39 protein-coding genes are annotated in these 22,156 nt (G+C 50.3%); 5 read left to right on the forward strand and 34 right to left on the reverse strand.

Translation table 11 applies throughout. The features are described 5' to 3' along the window. Positions 1-11: 11 nt before the first annotated feature. From tsaC to dprA, 4 genes are read right to left on the reverse strand one after another with little or no spacing between them, the layout of a single operon-like run. On the reverse strand, positions 12-584 hold the full coding sequence (gene tsaC, locus E2F51_RS04815) for an L-threonylcarbamoyladenylate synthase type 1 TsaC (protein ID WP_041692140.1): 573 nt from the start codon (positions 582-584) through the stop codon (positions 12-14). After that, positions 574-1,131 carry a type I DNA topoisomerase gene (locus E2F51_RS04820; RefSeq protein ID WP_134822881.1) on the reverse strand — a complete coding sequence of 186 codons (558 nt, stop codon included), beginning with the start codon at positions 1,129-1,131 and terminating at the stop codon, positions 574-576. Before E2F51_RS04820 ends, tsaC begins: the two co-directional genes overlap by 11 nt. 25 nt (positions 1,132-1,156) lie before the next feature. After that, on the reverse strand, positions 1,157-1,630 hold the full coding sequence (smg, locus tag E2F51_RS04825; RefSeq protein WP_041692141.1) for a DUF494 family protein Smg: 474 nt from the start codon (positions 1,628-1,630) through the stop codon (positions 1,157-1,159). Continuing rightward, positions 1,602-2,726 (reverse strand): DNA-protecting protein DprA, encoded by a 1,125-nt coding sequence (dprA, locus tag E2F51_RS04830; protein WP_134822882.1) that lies wholly within the window; start codon positions 2,724-2,726, stop codon positions 1,602-1,604. The genes smg and dprA overlap by 29 nt, the downstream gene beginning before the upstream one ends. A 127-nt stretch (positions 2,727-2,853) precedes the next feature. On the opposite strand from dprA, the gene def reads away from it, so the two are divergent. From def to mscL, 5 genes are all read left to right on the forward strand, one after another. Further along, positions 2,854-3,378, forward strand: coding sequence for a peptide deformylase (gene def / locus E2F51_RS04835; protein WP_013204109.1), 525 nt, complete (start codon positions 2,854-2,856; stop codon positions 3,376-3,378). 9 nt (positions 3,379-3,387) lie between these two features. Beyond that, positions 3,388-4,332 carry a methionyl-tRNA formyltransferase gene (gene fmt, locus E2F51_RS04840; protein WP_134822883.1) on the forward strand — a complete coding sequence of 315 codons (945 nt, stop codon included), beginning with the start codon at positions 3,388-3,390 and terminating at the stop codon, positions 4,330-4,332. A gap of 46 nt (positions 4,333-4,378) precedes the next feature. Next, on the forward strand, positions 4,379-5,668 hold the full coding sequence (gene rsmB / locus E2F51_RS04845) for a 16S rRNA (cytosine(967)-C(5))-methyltransferase RsmB (protein ID WP_134822884.1): 1,290 nt from the start codon (positions 4,379-4,381) through the stop codon (positions 5,666-5,668). A 62-nt stretch (positions 5,669-5,730) separates the two neighbouring features. After that, on the forward strand, positions 5,731-7,107 hold the full coding sequence (gene trkA, locus E2F51_RS04850; protein ID WP_105760321.1) for a Trk system potassium transporter TrkA: 1,377 nt from the start codon (positions 5,731-5,733) through the stop codon (positions 7,105-7,107). Positions 7,108-7,233: 126 nt separating this feature from the next. Further along, positions 7,234-7,644 carry a large-conductance mechanosensitive channel protein MscL gene (gene mscL / locus E2F51_RS04855; protein ID WP_013204113.1) on the forward strand — a complete coding sequence of 137 codons (411 nt, stop codon included), beginning with the start codon at positions 7,234-7,236 and terminating at the stop codon, positions 7,642-7,644. Here the strand turns inward: mscL and E2F51_RS04860 are convergent. The 30 genes from E2F51_RS04860 to rplC form a co-directional block, all read right to left on the reverse strand. Further along, positions 7,619-7,891 (reverse strand): alternative ribosome-rescue factor A, encoded by a 273-nt coding sequence (locus E2F51_RS04860; protein ID WP_049789634.1) that lies wholly within the window; start codon positions 7,889-7,891, stop codon positions 7,619-7,621. The genes mscL and E2F51_RS04860 overlap by 26 nt on opposite strands. Before the next feature lie 54 nt (positions 7,892-7,945). Beyond that, complete coding sequence (gene zntR, locus E2F51_RS04865; RefSeq protein ID WP_013204114.1) at positions 7,946-8,365, reverse strand: Zn(2+)-responsive transcriptional regulator; 420 nt, start codon at positions 8,363-8,365, stop codon at positions 7,946-7,948. Beyond that, the gene (locus E2F51_RS04870) at positions 8,365-8,736 is read right to left on the reverse strand and encodes a DUF1992 domain-containing protein (protein ID WP_013204115.1); all 372 of its coding nucleotides are present in this window, start codon (positions 8,734-8,736) and stop codon (positions 8,365-8,367) included. Before E2F51_RS04870 ends, zntR begins: the two co-directional genes overlap by 1 nt. A gap of 112 nt (positions 8,737-8,848) precedes the next feature. Beyond that, on the reverse strand, positions 8,849-9,235 hold the full coding sequence (gene rplQ, locus E2F51_RS04875) for a 50S ribosomal protein L17 (protein WP_004160560.1): 387 nt from the start codon (positions 9,233-9,235) through the stop codon (positions 8,849-8,851). A gap of 40 nt (positions 9,236-9,275) precedes the next feature. Next, positions 9,276-10,265, reverse strand: a complete 990-nt coding sequence (rpoA, locus tag E2F51_RS04880; RefSeq protein ID WP_013204116.1) for a DNA-directed RNA polymerase subunit alpha — start codon at positions 10,263-10,265, stop codon at positions 9,276-9,278. A 25-nt stretch (positions 10,266-10,290) separates the two neighbouring features. Continuing rightward, the gene (gene rpsD / locus E2F51_RS04885; protein WP_012442832.1) at positions 10,291-10,911 is read right to left on the reverse strand and encodes a 30S ribosomal protein S4; all 621 of its coding nucleotides are present in this window, start codon (positions 10,909-10,911) and stop codon (positions 10,291-10,293) included. 32 nt (positions 10,912-10,943) lie between these two features. Then, positions 10,944-11,333: a 30S ribosomal protein S11 gene (gene rpsK / locus E2F51_RS04890; RefSeq protein WP_004160563.1), complete on the reverse strand. Its 390-nt coding sequence runs from the start codon at positions 11,331-11,333 to the stop codon at positions 10,944-10,946. Between the two features lie 16 nt (positions 11,334-11,349). After that, complete coding sequence (gene rpsM, locus E2F51_RS04895; RefSeq protein WP_013204117.1) at positions 11,350-11,706, reverse strand: 30S ribosomal protein S13; 357 nt, start codon at positions 11,704-11,706, stop codon at positions 11,350-11,352. A 136-nt stretch (positions 11,707-11,842) separates the two neighbouring features. Further along, a complete protein-coding gene (rpmJ, locus tag E2F51_RS04900) occupies positions 11,843-11,959 on the reverse strand; it encodes a 50S ribosomal protein L36 (RefSeq protein WP_013204118.1) in 117 nt (38 codons plus the stop codon). A 32-nt stretch (positions 11,960-11,991) separates the two neighbouring features. After that, positions 11,992-13,323, reverse strand: coding sequence for a preprotein translocase subunit SecY (secY, locus tag E2F51_RS04905; protein WP_013204119.1), 1,332 nt, complete (start codon positions 13,321-13,323; stop codon positions 11,992-11,994). A 7-nt stretch (positions 13,324-13,330) separates the two neighbouring features. After that, entirely contained in the window at positions 13,331-13,765 is a 435-nt protein-coding gene (gene rplO, locus E2F51_RS04910) for a 50S ribosomal protein L15 (RefSeq protein WP_013204120.1), read from the reverse strand. A 3-nt stretch (positions 13,766-13,768) separates the two neighbouring features. Further along, the gene (gene rpmD / locus E2F51_RS04915; RefSeq protein WP_004160569.1) at positions 13,769-13,948 is read right to left on the reverse strand and encodes a 50S ribosomal protein L30; all 180 of its coding nucleotides are present in this window, start codon (positions 13,946-13,948) and stop codon (positions 13,769-13,771) included. Positions 13,949-13,953: 5 nt separating this feature from the next. Then, positions 13,954-14,454, reverse strand: a complete 501-nt coding sequence (gene rpsE, locus E2F51_RS04920) for a 30S ribosomal protein S5 (RefSeq protein WP_013204121.1) — start codon at positions 14,452-14,454, stop codon at positions 13,954-13,956. Between the two features lie 14 nt (positions 14,455-14,468). Beyond that, positions 14,469-14,822: a 50S ribosomal protein L18 gene (rplR, locus tag E2F51_RS04925; RefSeq protein WP_013204122.1), complete on the reverse strand. Its 354-nt coding sequence runs from the start codon at positions 14,820-14,822 to the stop codon at positions 14,469-14,471. A gap of 9 nt (positions 14,823-14,831) precedes the next feature. After that, complete coding sequence (gene rplF, locus E2F51_RS04930; protein ID WP_013204123.1) at positions 14,832-15,365, reverse strand: 50S ribosomal protein L6; 534 nt, start codon at positions 15,363-15,365, stop codon at positions 14,832-14,834. Between the two features lie 10 nt (positions 15,366-15,375). After that, the gene (gene rpsH / locus E2F51_RS04935; RefSeq protein WP_013204124.1) at positions 15,376-15,768 is read right to left on the reverse strand and encodes a 30S ribosomal protein S8; all 393 of its coding nucleotides are present in this window, start codon (positions 15,766-15,768) and stop codon (positions 15,376-15,378) included. Between the two features lie 30 nt (positions 15,769-15,798). Further along, the gene (rpsN, locus tag E2F51_RS04940; protein ID WP_013204125.1) at positions 15,799-16,104 is read right to left on the reverse strand and encodes a 30S ribosomal protein S14; all 306 of its coding nucleotides are present in this window, start codon (positions 16,102-16,104) and stop codon (positions 15,799-15,801) included. Between the two features lie 13 nt (positions 16,105-16,117). Further along, positions 16,118-16,657 (reverse strand): 50S ribosomal protein L5, encoded by a 540-nt coding sequence (gene rplE, locus E2F51_RS04945; RefSeq protein ID WP_013204126.1) that lies wholly within the window; start codon positions 16,655-16,657, stop codon positions 16,118-16,120. 14 nt (positions 16,658-16,671) lie between these two features. Continuing rightward, positions 16,672-16,986, reverse strand: coding sequence for a 50S ribosomal protein L24 (rplX, locus tag E2F51_RS04950; RefSeq protein ID WP_013204127.1), 315 nt, complete (start codon positions 16,984-16,986; stop codon positions 16,672-16,674). Between the two features lie 10 nt (positions 16,987-16,996). Next, positions 16,997-17,368, reverse strand: coding sequence for a 50S ribosomal protein L14 (rplN, locus tag E2F51_RS04955; RefSeq protein WP_004160583.1), 372 nt, complete (start codon positions 17,366-17,368; stop codon positions 16,997-16,999). A 166-nt stretch (positions 17,369-17,534) separates the two neighbouring features. Next, a complete protein-coding gene (rpsQ, locus tag E2F51_RS04960) occupies positions 17,535-17,789 on the reverse strand; it encodes a 30S ribosomal protein S17 (protein ID WP_013204128.1) in 255 nt (84 codons plus the stop codon). Beyond that, positions 17,789-17,980, reverse strand: coding sequence for a 50S ribosomal protein L29 (rpmC, locus tag E2F51_RS04965; RefSeq protein WP_013204129.1), 192 nt, complete (start codon positions 17,978-17,980; stop codon positions 17,789-17,791). Before rpmC ends, rpsQ begins: the two co-directional genes overlap by 1 nt. Next, entirely contained in the window at positions 17,980-18,390 is a 411-nt protein-coding gene (rplP, locus tag E2F51_RS04970) for a 50S ribosomal protein L16 (RefSeq protein ID WP_134822885.1), read from the reverse strand. The genes rpmC and rplP overlap by 1 nt, the downstream gene beginning before the upstream one ends. 12 nt (positions 18,391-18,402) lie before the next feature. Then, entirely contained in the window at positions 18,403-19,101 is a 699-nt protein-coding gene (gene rpsC / locus E2F51_RS04975; RefSeq protein ID WP_013204130.1) for a 30S ribosomal protein S3, read from the reverse strand. A gap of 17 nt (positions 19,102-19,118) precedes the next feature. Continuing rightward, positions 19,119-19,451: a 50S ribosomal protein L22 gene (gene rplV, locus E2F51_RS04980; RefSeq protein ID WP_013204131.1), complete on the reverse strand. Its 333-nt coding sequence runs from the start codon at positions 19,449-19,451 to the stop codon at positions 19,119-19,121. Between the two features lie 13 nt (positions 19,452-19,464). Beyond that, the gene (rpsS, locus tag E2F51_RS04985) at positions 19,465-19,743 is read right to left on the reverse strand and encodes a 30S ribosomal protein S19 (RefSeq protein ID WP_013204132.1); all 279 of its coding nucleotides are present in this window, start codon (positions 19,741-19,743) and stop codon (positions 19,465-19,467) included. A gap of 16 nt (positions 19,744-19,759) precedes the next feature. Next, positions 19,760-20,581: a 50S ribosomal protein L2 gene (rplB, locus tag E2F51_RS04990; RefSeq protein ID WP_013204133.1), complete on the reverse strand. Its 822-nt coding sequence runs from the start codon at positions 20,579-20,581 to the stop codon at positions 19,760-19,762. 17 nt (positions 20,582-20,598) lie between these two features. Continuing rightward, positions 20,599-20,901, reverse strand: a complete 303-nt coding sequence (gene rplW, locus E2F51_RS04995) for a 50S ribosomal protein L23 (protein ID WP_013204134.1) — start codon at positions 20,899-20,901, stop codon at positions 20,599-20,601. Continuing rightward, positions 20,898-21,503 (reverse strand): 50S ribosomal protein L4, encoded by a 606-nt coding sequence (gene rplD / locus E2F51_RS05000; RefSeq protein WP_013204135.1) that lies wholly within the window; start codon positions 21,501-21,503, stop codon positions 20,898-20,900. Before rplD ends, rplW begins: the two co-directional genes overlap by 4 nt. A gap of 10 nt (positions 21,504-21,513) precedes the next feature. After that, a complete protein-coding gene (rplC, locus tag E2F51_RS05005; RefSeq protein WP_013204136.1) occupies positions 21,514-22,143 on the reverse strand; it encodes a 50S ribosomal protein L3 in 630 nt (209 codons plus the stop codon). Positions 22,144-22,156 lie beyond the last annotated feature (13 nt).

The following is a 22,156-nucleotide window of genomic DNA, read 5'->3' on the forward strand; positions in this document are numbered from 1 at the left end:
CTTATTTCCTGTTATCCCTGACGAATGAGTTCGCCGGTTAAAACATCACGAATCTCTGACGGATTCAGCCGACCGCCGGTATTTCCCAGAAAGACCGGGAAGTCAGACCCAAACTGCTGATGAACTTCAGCAGCAGTACGGCAGGGTTCAAGCCCGGTTAAATTCGCGCTGGTAGACACCAGCGGTTTACCAAAGCCCAAACAGAGACGCTGCACATCAGGATGGTCAGTGACTCTGACTGCCAGAGAATCAAAACGGCCAGTCAGCCAGCGAGGAGTTGAGGTGCGCGAAGGCATCACCCAGGTAACCGGGCCCGGCCACGAGGCGAACATCTTCTCTTTCTGCGCATCAGTAAGGCCGAGATCGTCGATGTAGGGCTGAAGCTGAGCATAATTTGCAGCGATAAGGATCAGCCCTTTCTCCACAGGCCGCTGCTTTAATGCCAACAAAGCCATTACCGCTGACTCACTGTCGGGATTGCACCCCAGGCCAAAAACAGCCTCGGTAGGATAGGCAATGACGGCATTTTGCCGAAGTTGGTGAATACAGGCTTCTACAGAACCTGGGACGGACTCATTCTTCACTGCTGGTTCCTGATGTTGCCGGCTTACCACAGGCTTTGCTGGCGCAATAACGCCGAAGACCGCGAGCCGTTTTTTTCTCTATTAAAAGCGGGAAATGACAAAACTCACATTCACCCTCGACTGGCGTGAAGTTCACCGCAAACTGGCAATCTGGATAGCGTTCGCATGCGTGGAAGGTTTTGCCATAGCGTGACCGCCGCTGAACCAGCTTTCCTTGATTGCACTGAGGGCAGGCAAGCGTCGTGGTATCGGGCTTATCGATAACTTCAGTATGTTCACATTCCGGGTAGCGGCTACAACCGACAAACATGCCGAATCGTCCCTGGCGTAAAACCAGTTCCGACTGACATTCAGGACAAAACTGTCCTTCCAGAACTTTGACTATGTTGCTATCTGCCTGACTTTTCAGGGGGCGAATGTAATCACACTCGGGATACTGCGAACAGCCGAGAAAAGCGCCGTGTTTGCCGGAGCGAATAACCAGTTCTGCCCCACATTGGGGGCAGGGTTCATTTTTTCGCACAGCGAAAAGCGCTGTTTTATTCATAACATTTCTTACACGAAGACGATCTTCAGTGCACTATTCCTTCGTTGACGTCGAAAAGAAGTTCTTCCATCTGTTGATAAGCGTTTTCACATCCTGGGATATTAAACAGCACCATCAGCACCACCCATTTGAGATCTTCAAGATCAAACTCGATAGTATCGAGGGCCATAATACGTTCGATGACCATTTCCCGGGTTTCAAGATTCAGCACCTGAATTTGCTCCAGGAACAAAATAAAGCCCCGACAGTTAGCATCTAAACGCTGACTCTCTTCCTCGGTGTAGATACGCATAGACAGCGGATCGGTAGCCAGCAGGATCGGAGCGACAAGTCCCTCCTGATAATCTGCGAGCTTTTCCAACCAGTTCAACGCATTATAAATATCTTCACGATGAAAACCGGCATCGGTTAAATCATCAGTCAATTTATCCTGATCAACGCGCATTTCTGCCTCGCTGTGGATATACGTTTCAAATAAGTACATTAGTACGTCGAACATGGCTTGCCCTCCTCAATCGGACATAGCCGCCGGGTACAGCTGCGATCCATCCTGCTAACTCCAACTCAAGCAGCTTAGCTACGATGGTTGGCACAGGTTGGCCGGCACGTTCAGCGACGACGTCAACAGGTGTAACCTCATCTCCTACGTTAGCCAACACATCAGCAAATGGCAATGGAGTATTGCCCTGCTGATGTGAATATATTGTTGAATTTGACGTATTGGACAACCATTGGAGGTCACTTTGCAGCTGTTCAAGGATGGAATGGGGATGTGCCGTTAATAACGCGCCCTGCTGAATCAACCAGTGAGTGCCTTCACTACCCGGATTGCCAATGGCGCCAGGCAAAGCATACACATCGCGATTTTGCTCTAAAGCCAGCTTCGCGGTCACCAACGAGCCGCTTTTTAATGTCGCCTCCACCACTAATACGCCCAGGCTCAAACCGCTGATGATACGATTACGCCGGGGAAAATTGTGCGCAACCGGCGAAGGGGATAATGGGAATTCAGAGATCACCGCACCACCACTTGCGATAATCTCCTTTGCCAGAGAGATATGCTGTCGGGGATAAAGGTGGTTCAGGCCGCTGCCCAATACCGCGAGGGTTTTCCCTCCAACCTCCAGTGCCGCACGATGAGCAATCCCATCTATTCCCAATGCCAGCCCAGAGGAGATAGTGATACCACTCAACGCCAATGTCTGAGCGAAATAGCTTCCCCAATTTCTGCCATAAGGTGAACATCTACGGCTCCCCACGATAGCAATTTGCGGCGTGAGTAAAATGTCAGGGTCACCCGCAATGAAAAGCAGCGGCGGATAACTGGCAATATTTTTCAAACGTTCAGGATAGTTAGAATTGTCGCATGTCAGAAGATGGTGCTGAGGTTGCTCCAGCCAAAGAAGGGTTTCATCCACAATCGTTGGATCATAGTTGAGAAAAGCCTGCCGTTGTTCGTCATTTAAGCCGGCGCGGATGAGATCTTTCTCTGCCACACTGGCCGTTTGCCGCAAGCAATCCACAACCCTTAATCGTTGCTGGTTGCGTATACCTATAACGCCGGAAAGACGTAACCAAATCTCCGTTGGTGTCATGATGCATCCCTGTAAATACTGAAAAGTCCCTAAGGCTAACGTAGCGGGAATGCTGTCAATCACCGACCGAAATGTCTACAATAAGAAAGATAAATATCTAATCCCTTGAACACAGATCTGGAAAGTTATGTCAGTTTTGCAGGTATTACATTTTCCTGACGAGCGCCTGCGCATCGTTGCGAAACCCGTTAAAGAAGTGAATGCCGATATTCAGCGCATCGTCGATGATATGTTTGAAACGATGTATGCCGAAGAAGGTATCGGGTTGGCGGCCACTCAGGTCGATATCCATCAGCGCATTATCGTGATTGACGTTTCTGAAAATCGCGAAGAACGTCTTGTGCTTATCAACCCCGAAATGCTGGAAAAAAGCGGCGAAACGGGAATTGAAGAGGGTTGCCTCTCCATTCCTGAACAGCGTGCGCTGGTGCCCCGCGCTGAAAAAGTCAAAATCCGCGCGCTGGATCGTGAAGGAAACAGCTATGAGCTGGAAGCAGATGGTTTACTGGCTATCTGTATTCAACACGAAATGGATCATCTGGTCGGTAAACTGTTTATTGACTACCTGTCGCCGATGAAGCGCCAGCGTATCCGCCAGAAGCTGGAAAAACTTTATCGCCAGACTGCTCGCGATCAAAACGAGCCTGAATAAGGGAAAAGCGTGTCTGAAGCCCTGAATATTATCTTTGCCGGCACTCCAGACTTTGCAGCGCGTCATTTAGACGCGCTGTTGTCTTCTGGGCATAACGTTGTTGGCGTTTTTACGCAGCCAGACCGTCCGGCAGGCCGTGGAAATAAACTCACCGCCAGCCCGGTTAAGCAGCTGGCCGAGCAACACAATCTCCCGGTGTTCCAACCAAAATCCCTCCGACCGGAGGAAAACCAGCAGCTGGTTGCCGATTTACGCGCTGATGTGATGGTGGTCGTCGCCTATGGCTTGATCCTGCCAGCACCGGTGTTGGCGATGCCACGTCTGGGTTGTATCAACGTGCACGGGTCGCTGCTGCCGAAATGGCGTGGCGCTGCGCCAATCCAACGCTCACTGTGGGCGGGAGATAGCGAAACCGGCGTGACGATTATGCAAATGGACGTCGGGCTGGATACGGGCGATATGTTGTATAAGCTTGCTTGCCCAATCGGGCCTGAAGATACCAGCGCCACGCTTTACAGCAAGCTGGCTGAACTGGGCCCTGAAGGTATGTTGGTCACCTTATCGCAACTGGCTGACGGCACTGCGAAGCCTGAAGTACAGGATGAAGCGCAGGTCAGCTATGCTGAGAAGCTAAGCAAGGAAGAAGCTAAGCTGGACTGGAGCCTTTCGGCTACCCAGCTGGAACGCTGCATCCGTGCCTTCAACCCGTGGCCTGTTAGCTATTTCACTGTCGATGACCAGCCAGTAAAAGTCTGGAAAGCGACCGTATTGCCTCACTCAGATCAACACCCCGGTAAGATCGTTCAGGCCGATAAAAACGGCATTCAGGTTGCCACCGCTGACGGTGTCCTGAACATTGAAGAACTGCAACCTGCCGGCAAAAAGCCGATGAAAGCGCAGGATCTGCTGAACTCCCGCCGAGAGTGGTTCACGCCGGGCAACATTCTTGCCTGATGCCTCGCCCGGTTCACAGCCGGGCTGATTTTGACTTGCGATCCCTATGAAAAAAAATACCAATTTGCGCAGCATTGCTGCCCAGACTATCGAAAAAGTGGTCGAGCAAGGCCAGTCGCTCAGTAACGTGCTGCCTGCTGCGCAGAAATCCGTGGCTGAGAAAGACGCTGCGCTGCTGCAAGAGCTTTGCTATGGCGTGTTGCGTACCCTTCCTCAACTGGAATGGATTATTGGCCAGCTGATGGAACGCCCGATGACGGGCAAACAACGTACTATTCACTTCCTGGTGATGGTTGGCCTTTATCAGCTGATCTTCACCCGTATTCCCGCTCATGCCGCGTTGGCAGAAACGGTTGAAGGTGCAATCTCCCTGAAACGACAGCAGTTTAAGGGCTTGATTAACGGTGTATTGCGTCAATTCCAGCGTAAGCAGGACGAGTTGGTGCAGCAGATGAACGTAGGCGATCAGAAATACCTGCATCCGAAATGGCTGCTGGAAAGACTGAAACGTGCGTGGCCGAATAACTGGGAAGCCATTGTTGAGGCCAATAATCAGCGGCCGCCAATGTGGCTGCGTGTTAATCGCCAACACCATAGTCGGGATGCCTGGCTGAACCTGTTACAGGAAGCAGGCAAAGAAGCCGAGCCGCACCCACTGCATGCAGATGCTTTACGACTGGAGACGCCTTGCCCGGTGTCACAGCTGCCGGGATTTGATCAGGGCTGGGTGACGGTTCAGGATGCTTCTGCACAAGGATGTGTGGCGCTGTTGGATCCGCAAAATGGCGAATTTATTCTCGACCTTTGCGCCGCTCCGGGCGGCAAAACAACTCATATTCTGGAAGCAGCGCCACAGGCAACTGTGCTGGCGGTTGATATTGATGAGCAACGTCTGGCCAGGATTAACGAAAATCTGCTGCGTCTCAATATGACGGCAGAGGTAAAGGTCGGCGACGGTTGCCTTCCAGAAACATGGTGTGGCGACAAACAGTTTGACCGAATACTGTTAGATGCCCCTTGCTCGGCAACCGGTGTTATCCGCCGTCATCCTGATATTAAATGGCTACGCCGCGATCGTGACATCCCTGAGCTTGCTGCTTTGCAGCAGCAGATCCTGGATGCTATCTGGCCGCATCTGAAGCCTGGCGGTACATTGCTGTATGCAACCTGCTCCATCCTGCCGGAAGAGAATCATCTGCAGGTTGCCGCTTTCCTTGAACGCCATGAAGATGCCATGCTGTCTGATACAGGCGATGCCAACCATCCGGGTCTGCAGGTCTTCCCTGCTCCACAGGATGGCGACGGCTTCTTCTATGCAAAATTACTAAAACGATAACTGCGCCGGCCGGGGACAAATTCCCGGCCAGGTTGACTCCCAACGAATCAGACTAAAGCAAAATGAAAATAATCATTCTTGGCGCCGGTCAGGTCGGTGGCACACTCGCCGAAAACCTGGTTGGTGAAAACAACGACATTACCGTCGTAGATACTGATTCGAATCGTCTGCGTCAGTTGCAGGATAAATTCGACCTGCGTGTCGTACAGGGGCACGGTTCACATCCTCGCGTATTGCGTGAAGCGGGCGCCGAAGATGCCGATATGCTGGTTGCGGTGACCAATTCGGATGAAACGAATATGATCGCCTGTCAGATCGCCTACTCGCTGTTTAACACCCCCAACCGTATTGCCCGTATTCGTGCTCCGGACTACATCAGGGATGCGGAAAAACTGTTTGTCCCGGAAGCGATCCCAATCGATCATTTGATTTCGCCAGAGCAGTTAGTGATCGATAACATCTACCGGTTGATCGAGTACCCAGGGGCATTGCAGGTAGTGAATTTTGCAGAAGGCAAAGTGAGTCTCGCGGTTGTGAAGGCGTATTATGGCGGCCCGTTGGTCGGCAATGCGCTTGCCGTCATGCGCGAACACATGCCGCATATTGATACACGCGTAGCGGCTATCTTCCGTCAGGATCGTCCCATCCGTCCGCAAGGATCGACGATTGTAGAAGCCGGTGATGAAGTCTTCTTTATTGCTGCCAGCCAAAATATCCGGGCGGTGATGAGCGAATACCAGCGTCTGGAAAAACCGTACAAGCGCATTATGATCGTCGGCGGCGGTAATATTGGCTTTGGACTCGCCCAGCGGCTGGAAAAAGATTACAGCGTTAAACTGATCGAACGCGATCAGCAACGTGCGGCAGAGTTGGCAGAGCAGCTGCAAAACACCATCGTGTTTTATGGTGATGCTTCCGATCAAGAACTGCTTGAAGAAGAACACATCGATCAAATAGATCTGTTCATTGCCATCACCAATGATGACGAAGCCAATATCATGTCGGCTATGCTCGCCAAACGGATGGGCGCGAAAAAAGTAATGGTGCTTATCCAGCGTAAAGCCTATGTCGATCTGGTGCAGGGCAGCGTAATAGATATTGCCATCTCACCACAGCAGGCAACTATTTCCGCATTGCTGGGGCATGTCCGTAAAGCTGATATTGTCGGGGTTTCGTCATTACGCCGCGGTGTTGCAGAAGCCATTGAAGCCATCGCTCATGGTGATGAAACCACGTCGCGCGTGGTGGGCAGACTGATTAATGATATCAAACTGCCTCCAGGTACCATCATCGGCGCCGTTGTGCGGGGTAATGATGTCATGATCGCCAATGATAATTTGCGTATTGAGCAAGGCGACCACGTCATCATGTTCCTTACTGACAAGAAGTTTGTGCCCGATGTTGAACGCCTATTCCAGCCAAGTCCGTTCTTCCTGTAGTTTCGCGCCGGCGGACTTTACTGCCGGCTGCTTTATTCCGGTGATAATTCATTTATTCACTCATCACCATGGAAAAAAACCAATCGTTTGTTAGACTTAACAATTGGCACAGGAAAGGAGATAACAATGAGTTTATTCAAAGAGTTTCGCGATTTTGCTATGCGCGGCAATGTTGTCGACCTGGCGGTCGGTGTCATTATCGGTGCAGCATTTGGTAAGATCGTTTCTTCTCTGGTGGCGAATATCATTATGCCACCGCTAGGGTTACTGATTGGTGGTGTTGATTTCAAATCGTTCAGCTGGATATTGAAGCCTGCAGAAGGCGAAACCCCAGCGGTTGTGATGCAATACGGTATTTTCCTTCAGACGGTATTTGATTTTGTGATCGTTGCCTTCGCAATCTTTATGGCGATCAAGGTAATGAACAAGTTGTATCAGAAAAAAGAAGTGGAAAAACCAGCGGCGAAACCAAGTGCAGAAGAGACGCTGTTAACGGAAATTCGCGATCTGCTCAAGCAGCAGAATGGCCAGCCATAATTCTGGCGTTGGCTGTAAAAAAACCGCTCCTGGCGGTTTTTTTTTGCCCTGAAAGCAGAAGGCCAGTGGTAAAGCTGTCTTTACCACTGGCCTCCCAGTTACCCTTCTTCGCGTGTTTGTCTTTACGCCGGAAGCTTCCTTTGCCTTTGTGATTCACTTCTATCCGAACTTTGAATAATGGATCGTGCAGTAACGCTTCAATCGCATTGTCGCGAATGACACCTTTCTTATGTTGATAACCTGACATGTGATTTTCCTTTAATGAATGACGGCATGAATATAGAACCCGTTGAATAAAAAATCAATCTGCTGCTGCAATTTCCCCCTTCTCCAGCGCCTCGAGGATTGAACAGTAAACGCTGCTGTGTGAAGTCCCGCAGCAGGCATCATTTAATCGCCGTAGTGAACGCTGCATATTCTGCAATTCGGCAATCATTCCTTCGACTTCCTGCAAGCGTGACTGGACGATGGTTTTAGATTCCTGGCAGGTATGATGCTCCGGATCAACGCGGATCGACAGTAGTTCCCGGATCGCTTCAAGACTAAAACCCAACTGTCTGCCATAACGAATAAACTTCAAACGCTGCAAATCCTTATCGCTATAAAGACGGAATCCGCCTTCAGTTCGGATTTCATGATCCATCATCTGCTGCTTTTCGTAGTAGCGGATGGTATCTGGCGTGACATCGGCCAGCTTAGCCAGTTGCCCAATTTTAAACATCACTCTTCTCCTTTGAACCGCTTATGAACGTGATTACGGTAGTCACCGCGCAGGAACGTAGTGCTCATACCCGCTTGTCTGAGTTTTAGTTCAAGTAAGACCAGACGCTTCGCATGCTGATCATAGCGATGGTCATCGGGCTCGAGCCCTGCAAGGAGTTGGTCAAGTTCGACCGCTTCACGACGCATTTCCAGCTCAGGTGGCAGATAGCCAGAATTTTTCATCAGACGATAGGCCGCGCGTAATTCAACTGGAACATGACTGTCATCATCCAGCTCAAGCTTTTTACCGCTGCCAGGCAGATCGTCCAGCCCACCGTTCTTTTGTGCTTCAGAGATATGTTGCTCTACCAGTCGATCAATAAGCCACATATTGGACTCGCTGAATGGAGAAGGAAGGGATAAGGATAACGCTTGAAAGGGCTGAGGGGAATTTTAGACATAAAAAAACCGGGCAAGCCCGGTTTTTCCGTAGTGCAACAGATTACTCTGCTACAGCTTCTGCTTGAGCTTCTGGACGATCAACGAGCTCGATGTAAGCCATCGGAGCGTTGTCACCAGCGCGGAAGCCACACTTCAGAATGCGAGTGTAACCACCTGCACGACTCGCAAAACGCGGGCCGAGCTCATTAAACAGTTTTGCCACGATCTCGTTATCACGAGTACGGGCGAATGCCAGACGACGATTAGCTACGCTATCGGTCTTGGCAAGAGTAATCAGCGGCTCAACTACGCGACGCAGCTCTTTCGCTTTTGGCAGGGTCGTCTTGATAATCTCGTGACGAACCAAAGAGCCAGCCATGTTGCGGAACATAGCCTGACGATGGCTGCTGTTGCGGTTCAGTTGACGACCACTCTTACGATGGCGCATGACCTTATCCTTCTCAGTGAAACCTTAACCTGTGATCGGTTTATTCATCAGCAATGCTAGCGGGTGGCCAGTTTTCCAGGCGCATGCCCAGAGACAGTCCACGCGAAGCCAGCACATCTTTAATCTCGGTAAGAGATTTTTTACCAAGGTTAGGCGTTTTAAGCAGCTCAACCTCAGTACGCTGTACCAGATCACCGATGTAGTGGATAGCTTCTGCCTTAAGGCAGTTAGCAGAGCGGACAGTCAATTCCAGATCGTCAACAGGGCGCAGCAAGATTGGGTCGAATTCTGGCTTCTCTTCTTTAACTTCCGGCTGACGTACATCACGTAAGTCAACGAATGCTTCAAGTTGTTCTGCCAGGATGGTTGCCGCACGGCGGATCGCTTCTTCAGGATCTATAGTGCCGTTGGTTTCCATTTCGATGACCAGCTTGTCCAGGTCAGTACGCTGTTCAACACGCGCTGCTTCAACATTGTAGGCTATACGCTCTACAGGGCTGTAACAGGCGTCTACCAACAGACGACCGATCGGGCGCTCATCTTCTTCCGAATGAATTCGGGCAGAAGCCGGCACATAACCACGACCACGCTGAATTTTGATACGCATGCTAATCGCAGCATTCTCATCGGTCAGGTGGCAAATCACGTGCTGCGGCTTGACGACTTCGACATCACCATCATGGGTGATATCGGCTGCAGTTACAGGGCCAATGCCAGATTTATTCAAGGTGAGAATAACTTCATCTTTCCCCTGAACTCTTACCGCCAGCCCTTTCAGGTTGAGCAGGATTTCCAGGATATCTTCCTGTACGCCCTCTTTGGTGCTGTACTCATGTAGTACACCATCAATTTCAACCTCGGTCACCGCGCAACCCGGCATGGATGAAAGCAGAATACGGCGCAGTGCGTTACCAAGAGTATGGCCAAAGCCACGCTCTAAAGGCTCAAGGGTCACCTTGGCGTGCGTCGAACTCACTTGCTCGATATCTACCAGGCGCGGTTTTAGAAACTCTGTCACAGAACCCTGCATTGTGTCCTCTCTTTGGTACTAAGCTTTACTTGGAGTAAAGCTCGACGATCAGGTGTTCGTTAATGTCCGCAGACAGATCGGTACGTTCAGGAATACGTTTGAACACACCTTCCATCTTAGTCGCATCAACTTCCAGCCAGGTTGGCTTTTCACGCTGTTCAGCCAGCTCCAGAGCGGCTTTCACGCGAGACTGCTTTTTGGCTTTCTCACGGATGCTAACAACGTCATTCGGAGTTACCTGATAAGAAGCGATGCTGACAACGCGACCGTTTACCATGATAGATTTGTGGCTAACTAACTGACGTGATTCTGCACGAGTAGCGCCAAAGCCCATACGGTAAACAACGTTATCCAGACGACCTTCAAGCAGTGCTAACAGGTTTTCACCTGTGTTGCCTTTCAGACGAGCTGCTTCTTTATAATAGTTACGGAACTGACGCTCCAGCACGCCGTAGGTACGACGAACTTTCTGCTTTTCACGTAACTGCACACCATAATCAGACAGACGCGGTTTGCGCGCACCGTGCTGACCAGGAGCTTGTTCAATCTTACACTTGGTATCAATCGCGCGAACGCCTGACTTCAAAAAGAGGTCGGTACCTTCGCGACGGCTCAGCTTGAGCTTAGGACCCAAATATCTTGCCATTTTCTTTCTCCAACATTCCTAAAAAACGGGCGTTATACGCGACGTTTTTTCGGCGGACGACAACCGTTGTGAGGGATCGGAGTCACATCAGTAATATTCGTGATGCGGAAACCAGCAGCGTTCAGAGCACGAATCGTTGATTCGCGGCCTGGACCTGGACCCTTAACCATAACTTCCAAGTTCTTAATACCGTAATCTTTCACGGCCTCTGCGCAACGCTCTGCAGCAACCTGCGCAGCGAATGGCGTAGACTTACGAGAACCACGGAAACCGGAACCACCGGCTGTTGCCCAACCCAGCGCATTACCCTGACGATCGGTAATAGTTACGATGGTGTTGTTAAAAGACGCATGGACATGAGCCACGCCATCAGAGACTTGCTTTCTTACACGCTTGCGTGCACGAACTGGTGCCTTTGCCATTATTCAATCACCCCGATTATTTCTTGATCGGTTTACGCGGACCCTTGCGGGTACGTGCGTTGGTCTTAGTACGCTGACCGCGAACTGGAAGACCACGACGATGACGTAAACCACGATAGCAGCCAAGGTCCATAAGACGCTTGATGCTCAGGGTGACTTCACGACGCAGATCGCCTTCAACAACAAACTTAGCTACTGCATCACGCAGAATATCGATTTGTTCTTCAGACAGCTCACTGATCTTAACATTTTCAGCGATTCCCGTAGTTGCACAGATAGACTGTGAACGGGTCTTACCGATGCCGAAGATTGCAGTTAATGCAATCACGGTATGTTTATGATCAGGAATGTTAATGCCTGCTATACGGGCCACTATGCACTCCTATTTAATTACTTATGCGTCCCATGCCGAAAAGCCCGTTTTCAGGATACTCAAATGGAAACGCATAGACATACAAAAGATTGGCTGGCTAATCTAGCCAGCTCAACCCGACTTTGCAAGAAAAATATTAGCCTTGACGCTGTTTATGCTTAGGCTCGGCGCTGCAAATAACACGAACGACACCTTCGCGGCGAACGATTTTGCAGTTACGACATAATTTCTTGACGGAAGCACGAACTTTCATTTTTACTCTCCGTAACTTCAGTAAGCGCCTGATTAACGGCCGTAGCCTTTCAGGTTTGCTTTCTTCAATGCAGACTCATACTGACTGGACATCATCAGAGTTTGCACTTGAGCCATAAAGTCCATGATGACAACCACTACGATCAGCAGTGATGTACCGCCGAAGTAGAATGGGACTTTCATCGCATCACGCATGAACTCCGGGATCAGGCAGATGAAAGTAATGTAGAGCGCGCCGACCAAAGTCAGGCGAGTCATTACTTTATCGATGTACTTCGCCGTCTGTTCTCCCGGACGAATTCCTGGTACAAATGCACCGGACTTCTTCAGGTTATCTGCTGTTTCACGCGGGTTGAACACCAGCGCTGTGTAGAAGAAACAGAAGAAGATGATTGCAGTCGCATAGAGTAGCACATAAAGCGGTTGTCCGGGCTGCAAATTCATCGAAATAGTCGTCAGCCAGTTCCAACCGGTACCGCCCCCGAACCAAGAAGCGATGGTCGCTGGGAACAGAATAATGCTGGAAGCAAAGATTGCTGGGATAACCCCGGCCATATTCACTTTCAACGGTAAATGTGTGCTCTGTGCAGCATAGACACGACGGCCTTGCTGACGTTTCGCATAGTTCACCACAATGCGGCGTTGACCACGCTCAACGTAAACAACGAAGAAGGTCACTGCAAATACGAGAACTGCAACCAACAGCAACAGGAGGAAGTGCAGGTCGCCTTGCCTTGCTTGCTCGATAGTATGGCCAACGGCCGGCGGCAATCCCGCAACAATACCAGCGAAGATTATGATTGAGATACCGTTGCCGATACCTCGCTCAGTAATCTGTTCACCCAGCCACATCAGGAACATTGTTCCGGTAACCAGGCTAACAACAGCGGTAAAGTAGAAAGCAAAGCCTGGGTTTAACACCAGGCCCTGCATTCCAGGCATATTCGGTAAACCGGTAGCAATACCGACAGACTGAAATATCCCTAATACCAACGTACCGTAACGGGTGTACTGGCTAATCTTACGACGGCCAGCCTCCCCTTCTTTCTTTATTTCAGCTAACGCTGGATGAACCACCGTCAGCAGCTGGATAATAATAGAGGCCGAAATGTACGGCATAATACCCAGGGCAAAGATAGAAGCACGGCTGAGGGCACCACCAGAGAACATGTTAAACATTTCAATGATGGTGCCACGCTGTTGCTCAAGCAGTTTGGCAAGTACAGTGGCATCGATACCAGGGATCGGAATAAAAGAACCAATTCGGAAAACAATCAGCGCACCAATAACAAACAGAAGTCTGCGTTTTAGTTCGCCAAAACCACCCTTGGCACTTTGAAAATCTAATCCTGGTTGCTTAGCCATCTGCTACTTATTCCTCAATTTTACCGCCAGCAGCTTCGATTGCAGCACGAGCGCCTTTAGTGACACGCAGACCGCGAACCGTTACCGGTGCAGAGACTTCGCCAGACAGAATAACTTTAGCGAATTCAATCTGAATTCCGATAATGTTGGCTGCTTTCAGCGTGTTCAGGTCGACGATTCCGCCTTCCACTTTCAGCAGGTCAGACAGACGAACTTCTGCCGTAACCATTGCTTTACGTGAGGTGAAACCGAATTTCGGCAGACGACGGTACAGAGGCATCTGGCCGCCTTCGAAACCGCGACGTACGCCACCGCCAGAACGTGAGTTCTGACCTTTGTGACCACGACCAGCGGTCTTGCCGAGGCCAGAACCAATACCACGACCAACACGCTTCGCAGCGTGTTTAGACCCTTCGGCCGGAGACAGAGTATTTAAACGCATCTGTTACTCCTCCACTTTAACCATGTACGAAATCGCGTTGACCATACCGCGTACAGCTGGCGTGTCTTCACGCTCTACGGTGTGGTTAATACGACGCAGACCCAGGCCAAGCAGCGTTGCCTTGTGTTTTGGCAAACGACCGATCGAACTGCGGGTTTGAGTAATCTTAATAGTCTTAGCCATGGTCATTACCCCAGAATGTCTTCAACGGATTTGCCACGCTTAGCAGCGACCATTTCTGGGGAATTCATGTTGCCCAGGCCATCCAACGTTGCACGAACCACGTTAATCGGGTTAGTGGAACCGTAGGCTTTAGCCAAAACGTTATGAACCCCAGCGACTTCCAGGACGGCGCGCATTGCACCACCGGCAATAATACCGGTACCTTCAGAAGCCGGCATCATGAACACACGAGAACCTGTGTGCACACCTTTAACTGGGTGCTGCAGAGTACCGTTGTTCAACGCAACATTGATCATGTTGCGACGAGCTTTTTCCATAGCTTTCTGGATCGCTGCTGGAACTTCACGCGCTTTTCCGTAACCAAAACCGATACGACCGTTACCGTCGCCAACCACTGTCAATGCAGTGAAGGAGAAGATACGACCGCCTTTAACGGTTTTAGATACGCGATTTACCGCGATCAGCTTTTCCTGCAGTTCGCCAGCTTGTTTTTCGATGTGTGCCATCTTACACCTCTACCTTAGAACTGTAGGCCAGCTTCACGGGCAGCATCTGCCAGTGCCTGGACACGACCATGATATTGGAAACCAGAGCGGTCGAAAGAAACATTTTTGATGCCTTTTTCGATTGCGCGCTCAGCTACTGCTTTACCAACAGCTGCTGCGGCGTCTTTGTTTCCTGTGTACTTCAATTGCTCACCGATTGCTTTTTCTACAGTAGAAGCAGCAACCAGGATTTCAGAGCCGTTTGGAGCAATTACCTGTGCGTAAATATGACGCGGGGTACGATGTACCACCAGGCGAGTTGCACCAAGCTCTTTGAGCTTACGGCGTGCGCGGGTCGCACGACGGATACGAGCAGATTTCTTATCCATAGTGTTACCTTACTTCTTCTTAGCCTCTTTGGTACGCACGACTTCGTCGGCGTAACGAACACCCTTGCCTTTATAAGGCTCAGGACGACGGTAGGCGCGGAGATCTGCTGCTACCTGGCCAATCAGCTGTTTATCAGCGCCTTTCAGCACGATCTCAGTCTGAGTTGGACATTCAGCAGTAATTCCGGCTGGCAGCGCGTGGTCAACAGGGTGAGAGAAGCCCAGGGCCAAGCTCACAGAGTTGCCTTTAACGGCTGCACGATAACCTACACCAACCAGCTGTAACTTCTTAGAGAAGCCTTCGGTAACACCGATAACCATACCGTTCAACAATGCACGAGAAGTACCAGCCTGTGCCCAACCATCCGTGAAGCCTTCGCGCGGGGCGAAAGTCAGGGTGTTGTCAACATGCTTAACTTCTACAGCAGAGTTCAAAGTACGAGTCAGCTCGCCGTTTTTACCTTTAATCGAAATTACCTGACCGTCGAGTTTTACCTCTACGCCTGCAGGAATCACGACAGGTGCTTTAGCAACACGAGACATAAATTCCTCCTTAAGCTACGTAGCAGATAATTTCGCCACCAAGACCAGCCTGGCGCGCTGCACGATCGGTCATAACACCTTTAGAGGTAGAAATAACAGCGATACCCAGTCCTGCCATAACTTTTGGCAGCTCGTCTTTGCGTTTGTAGATGCGCAGACCTGGACGACTAACACGCTGAATGCTCTCTACCACTGCCTTGCCCTGGAAATACTTAAGAGTAAGTTCCAGTTCTGGCTTGGTGTCGCCTTCGATTTTAAATTCTTCAATATATCCTTCTTCCTTCAGCAGCTTGGCAATAGCCAATTTCAGCTTGGAGGAAGGCATGGTAACCGCTACTTTATTCGCAGATTGACCGTTACGGATACGGGTCAGCATATCCGCGATCGGATCTTGCATGCTCATCTGTCTTTACTCCCGTGATTCAATTGGTAATTACCAGCTAGCCTTTTTCAAGCCAGGTACTTCACCGCGCATAGCGGCTTCACGAAGCTTGATACGGCTCAACCCGAACTTGCCCACATAACCATGTGGACGGCCAGTTTGGCGGCAGCGTTTACGCTGACGAGACGGGCTGGAATCACGCGGCAGAGTTTGCAGCTTGAGAACAGCATTCCAACGATCTTCGTCGGATGAGTTCACACCTGAAATGATAGCTTTCAGTTCCTCGCGTTTAGCGCGGTACTTGTCAGCCAGTTTCACGCGAACGACTTCGCGTGCTTTCATCGATTGCTTAGCCATCAGTAACCCTGCCTTACTTGCGGAATGGGAAGTTAAAAGCAGCCAAAAGTGCGCGGCCTTCATCATCAGATTTCGCAGTAGTGGTAATGGTGATATCCAAACCACGAACGCGGTCGACTTTGTCATAGTCGATCTCTGGGAAGATGATCTGCTCACGAACGCCCATGCTGTAGTTTCCACGGCCATCGAATGACTTAGCGGACAAGCCACGGAAGTCACGGATACGTGGAACAGCAATAGAAATCAGACGCTCAAAGAACTCCCACATGCGTTCGCCACGCAGAGTTACTTTACAGCCGATCGGATAGCCCTGACGGATTTTGAAGCCTGCAACTGATTTGCGTGCTTTGGTGATAAACGGCTTTTGACCGGAGATTGCTGCCAAGTCAGCTGCTGCGTTATCCAGCAGTTTCTTGTCAGCGATCGCTTCACCCACACCCATATTCAGGGTGATCTTCTCGACCCGAGGGACTTGCATGACAGAATTGTAGCTAAACTCAGTCATGAGTTGTTTAACTACTTCGTCTTTGTAGTAATCATGCAGTTTCGCCATCGTACTACTCCAAATTACTTGATAGTTACGCTGTTAGACTTGAAGAAACGGACTTTTTTGCCGTCTTCGAATCTAAAGCCTACACGGTCCGCCTTGCCGGTGGCAGTGTTGTAAAGTGCAACGTTAGAAACCTGCAGAGCAGCTTCCTTTTCAACGATGCCACCTGGTTGGTTCAGGGCCGGAACCGGCTTCTGATGTTTCTTAACCAGGTTGATACCTTCAACAATTACCTTGCCAGAAGACAGGACATTCTTAACTTTACCGCGCTTACCTTTATCTTTGCCGGTCAGCACGACAACTTCGTCATCGCGACGGATTTTAGCTGCCATTTTTCGCTCCTTAGAGTACTTCTGGTGCCAGAGAGATAATTTTCATGAACTTTTCAGTACGAAGTTCACGAGTTACCGGCCCAAAAATACGCGTTCCGATAGGCTGCTCGCTGTTATTATTTAAAATAACGCATGCATTACCATCGAAGCGAATGACAGAACCGTCCGGGCGACGAACACCCTTCCTGGTGCGCACCACTACCGCTTTCAGCACATCACCTTTCTTAACCTTACCGCGAGGAATTGCTTCCTTGATGGTAATTTTGATGATATCGCCTACGCCTGCGTAGCGACGGTGCGAGCCACCCAGAACCTTGATACACATTACGCGACGTGCACCGGAGTTGTCGGCGACGTTCAGCATAGTCTGTTCTTGGATCATTTTAGTGCTCCGCTAATGTCAACTACTACTTCGGGACCTGATTCAGGTCGATTGATAGCCCATAATTGAGGGCGCAGCATTATAACACTGCTTTTCGCATATGGGTAGAAAAAATAAACGGCTCAAAACGAGCCGTTTATCTTATTTTTAACGAGGGCAGATTCTATTACAGAATCGCTTTCTCTACAACGCGAACCAGCGTCCAGGACTTAGTCTTGGACAGCGGGCGGCATTCGCGGATGATAACCACGTCGCCGATACCGCATTCATTGTTCTCGTCATGTACGTGCAGTTTAGTCGTACGCTTGATGAATTTACCGTAGATAGGGTGTTTCACAAAACGTTCGATAGCAACGGTCATGGATTTCTCCATTTTGTCACTAGTCACACGACCTTGCAGAGTACGGATTTTATCGGTCATTACGCACCCGCCTTCTCAGTCAGTAAAGTCTTTACGCGTGCAACATCACGACGCACTTGCTTCAACAGATGAGACTGTTGCAGCTGGCCGGATGCTGCCTGCATGCGCAGGTTAAACTGCTCACGCAGTAGGTTAAGAAGCTCAGTGTTCAGCTCTTCAACGCTTTTTTCACGCAGCTCTGTTGCTTTCATTACATCACCGTCTTAGTTACAAAGGTGGTTTTGATAGGCAGTTTTGCTGCTGCCAGCTTGAATGCTTCACGGGCAAGCTCTTCCGGAACGCCGTCCATTTCATACAGGACTTTGCCCGGTTGGATCAAGGCAACCCAATATTCCACGTTACCTTTACCTTTACCCATACGCACTTCCAGCGGCTTCTCGGTAATTGGTTTGTCCGGGAATACACGGATCCAAATTTTACCTTTACGCTTAACTGCACGTGTCATTGCACGACGTGCGGCTTCGATCTGACGGGCGGTCAGACGACCACGGCCAACAGCTTTCAAACCGAAAGTACCGAAGCTAACATCCGTGCCCTGCGCCAGACCACGGTTGCGGCCTTTATGCACTTTACGGAATTTTGTACGCTTTGGTTGTAACATCAGCGACTCTCCTTACTTACGGCTTTTACGCTGCTGCTTTTTAGGTTGAGCAGCCGGTTCCGGTTGTTCAACAGCAGCCATACCACCCAGGATCTCACCTTTGAAGATCCATACCTTAACGCCGATTACACCATAAGTGGTGTGCGCTTCAGAGGTGTTGTAGTCAATGTCAGCACGCAGGGTGTGCAACGGCACGCGGCCTTCACGGTACCATTCGGTACGCGCGATTTCAGCACCGCCCAGACGGCCACTAACTTCAACTTTGATCCCTTTAGCGCCCAGACGCATTGCGTTCTGTACAGCACGCTTCATAGCACGACGGAACATCACACGACGCTCCAGCTGTGAAGTGATGCTGTCAGCAACCAATTTAGCGTCCAGTTCCGGCTTACGGACTTCAGCGATATTGATCTGTGCAGGAACGCCAGCGATATCCGCTACGACCTTGCGCAGTTTTTCTACGTCTTCGCCTTTCTTACCGATCACGATGCCAGGGCGAGCAGTGTGAATAGTCACACGGATGCTCTTAGCTGGACGCTCGATAACGATACGAGATACAGACGCTTTGGCCAGTTCTTTAGTCAAGAACTGACGCACTTTAAAGTCGCTGTCCAGGTTGTCAGCGAATTCTTTGGTATTGGCGAACCAGGTAGAGTTCCAAGCTTTAACTATACCCAGGCGAATACCATTAGGATGTACTTTCTGACCCATTGCTAGTCTCCAGAGTCTCAGCGATCGGACACAACCACAGTAATGTGGCTGGTGCGCTTCAGGATGCGATCTGCACGACCTTTTGCACGAGGCATAATGCGCTTCATGCTAGGGCCTTCGTCTACGAAGATCTTCGTGACTTTCAGATCATCAATGTCAGCGCCATCGTTGTGTTCGGCGTTAGCAATGGCAGATTCTAAGACCTTCTTAACCAGTACAGCCGCTTTCTTGTTGGTGTAGGTCAAAATGTCCAGAGCCTGCGACACATTCTTACCGCGTACAAGATCCGCAACAAGGCGAACCTTCTGTGCAGAAGAACGAGCGTGGCGATGTTTAGCGATAGTTTCCATCTCTTCCTCCTGCTTAGCGTTTCTTGGCTTTCTTATCAGCCGTGTGGCCGCGATAAGTACGGGTCGGTGCAAATTCACCCAGTTTGTGACCGACCATTTCGTCGGAAACAAAGACAGGAACGTGCTGACGACCATTATGGACAGCGATGGTCAAACCGATCATGTTAGGGAAGATCGTTGAACGACGGGACCAGGTGCGCAAAGGCTTCTTGTCTCCGCTTTCCACCGCTTTCTCTACCTTCTTCAGCAAGTGCAGGTCAATAAAAGGACCTTTCTTGAGAGAACGTGGCATGGCTTATCCTCTAAAATTATTTGCTACGGCGACGTACGATAAATTTATCAGTACGCTTGTTGCTGCGGGTCTTCTTACCTTTGGTCTGAACGCCCCACGGAGTTACCGGGTGCTTACCAAAGTTACGACCTTCACCACCACCGTGTGGGTGGTCGACTGGGTTCATCGCAGTACCGCGAACGGTAGGACGAACACCACGCCAACGAGCAGCACCGGCTTTACCCAGAACGCGAAGCATATGCTCAGCATTACCGACTTCACCCAGGGTAGCGCGGCAGTCGATTTCGACTTTACGCATTTCACCTGAACGCAGACGCAGGGTTACGTAGGAACCTTCACGCGCAACGATCTGCACGTAAGTACCAGCTGAGCGAGCAATCTGTCCGCCTTTGCCTGGTTTCATTTCTACGTTATGCACGGTAGAACCCACTGGGATGTTACGCATCGGCAGGGTGTTACCTGCTTTAATCGCAGCATCAACGCCAGACTGAATCTGGTCGCCAGCTTTCAGGCCTTTAGGGGCCAGGATGTAACGGCGCTCGCCGTCTTTGTACAGAACCAGTGCGATGTTCGCAGAGCGGTTCGGATCGTACTCAAGACGTTCAACGGTTGCTGGGATACCATCTTTGTTGCGTTTGAAGTCAACAATACGGTAAGCCTGCTTGTGACCACCACCGATATGACGGGTAGTGATGCGACCATTGTTGTTACGGCCGCCGGATTTGCTGTTTTTCTCTACCAGCGGGGCGAATGGTTTGCCCTTGTGCAGCTCCGTGTTTACCACTTTAACTACATGGCGACGACCCGGAGATGTCGGTTTACATTTAACAACTGCCATTGTTCTTCTCCTCCGACTTACTCAGCGCCGCCGACGAAGTCCAGATTCTGGCCTTCTTTCAGGGTGACGTAAGCTTTTTTCCAGTCGTTACGACGACCAATACGCTGACCAGAACGTTTAACTTTCCCTTTAACTACCAGGGTGTTAACGTCTTTTACTTCCACTTCGAAAAGCTTCTGTACAGCGGCTTTGATTTCTGCCTTGGTCGCGTCTTTAGCAACTTTGAGAACGATGGTGTTTGTTTTTTCCATCGCGGCAGATGCTTTTTCAGATACGTGCGGCGCGCGCACGACTTTCAGCAGACGTTCTTCACGGATCATGCCAGCATCTCCTCAACTTGCTTAACTGCGTCAGCAGTCATAACGACTTTGTCGAAGGCGATCAGGCTAACTGGGTCGATACCAGCTGCATCACGTACGTCAACCTTGTACAGGTTGCGCGCGGCCAGGAACAGGTTCTCTTCCAGTTCGCCAGTGATGATCAGCACGTCTTCCAGAGCCATGTCTTTCAGTTTCTCAACAAGCAGCTTAGTTTTAGGCGCTTCCAGAGAGAACTGCTCGACAACGATCAGACGATCTTGACGTACCAGTTCGGACAAAATGCTTTTCAGCGCGCCGCGGTACATCTTTTTGTTAACTTTTTGACTGTGATCCTGTGGCTTCGCTGCGAAAGTTACACCACCTGAACGCCAGATCGGGCTCTTCACAGTACCAGCACGAGCACGGCCGGTACCTTTCTGACGCCACGGTTTCTTACCGGAACCAGTTACTTCAGCGCGGGTCTTCTGAGCACGAGTACCTTGACGGGCACCTGCTGCATAAGCAACAACAACCTGGTGTACTAGCGCTTCGTTGAAATCACGACCGAAGGTAGTTTCGGAAACAGTCAGCGCGCTTTGCGCGTCTTTCAATACTAATTCCATTGCTATCCCCTTACGCCTTAACAGCTGGTTTAACGATCAGGTCGCAACCGGTAGCACCGGGTACTGCACCTTTAACCAGCAGCAGGTTGCGCTCAGCGTCAACGCGTACCACGTCCAGGCTCTGAACAGTGACACGTTCGTTACCCATCTGGCCTGCCATTTTCTTGCCTTTAAACACTTTGCCCGGAGTCTGGTTCTGACCGATAGAACCCGGTACGCGGTGGGACAAGGAGTTACCGTGAGTAGCATCCTGAGTACGGAAGTTCCAGCGCTTTACAGTACCGGCAAAACCTTTACCTTTAGATGTTCCAGTCACGTCAACTTTTTTAACGTCGCTGAAGATATCAACGTTAATGCTCTGACCAACAGCGAACTCATCACCTTCAACGGTGCGGAATTCCCAGAGGCCACGGCCAGCTTCAACGCCAGCTTTAGCAAAATGACCTGCTTCAGGCTTAGTAACACGGTTTGCTTTTTTAGCGCCCGCAGTTACCTGGATAGCAGTGTAGCCGTCGTTTTCCAGGCTCTTAACCTGAGTCACGCGGTTTGCTTCAATTTCAATCACGGTTACTGGGATAGAAACGCCATCTTCAGTGAAGATACGAGTCATGCCCACTTTCTTACCGACTAAACCAATCATTGTGTTCAACCTC

The sequence above is a fragment of the Erwinia sp. QL-Z3 genome (assembly GCF_004551645.1).
Taxonomy (GTDB): Bacteria; Pseudomonadota; Gammaproteobacteria; order Enterobacterales; family Enterobacteriaceae; genus Erwinia; species Erwinia billingiae.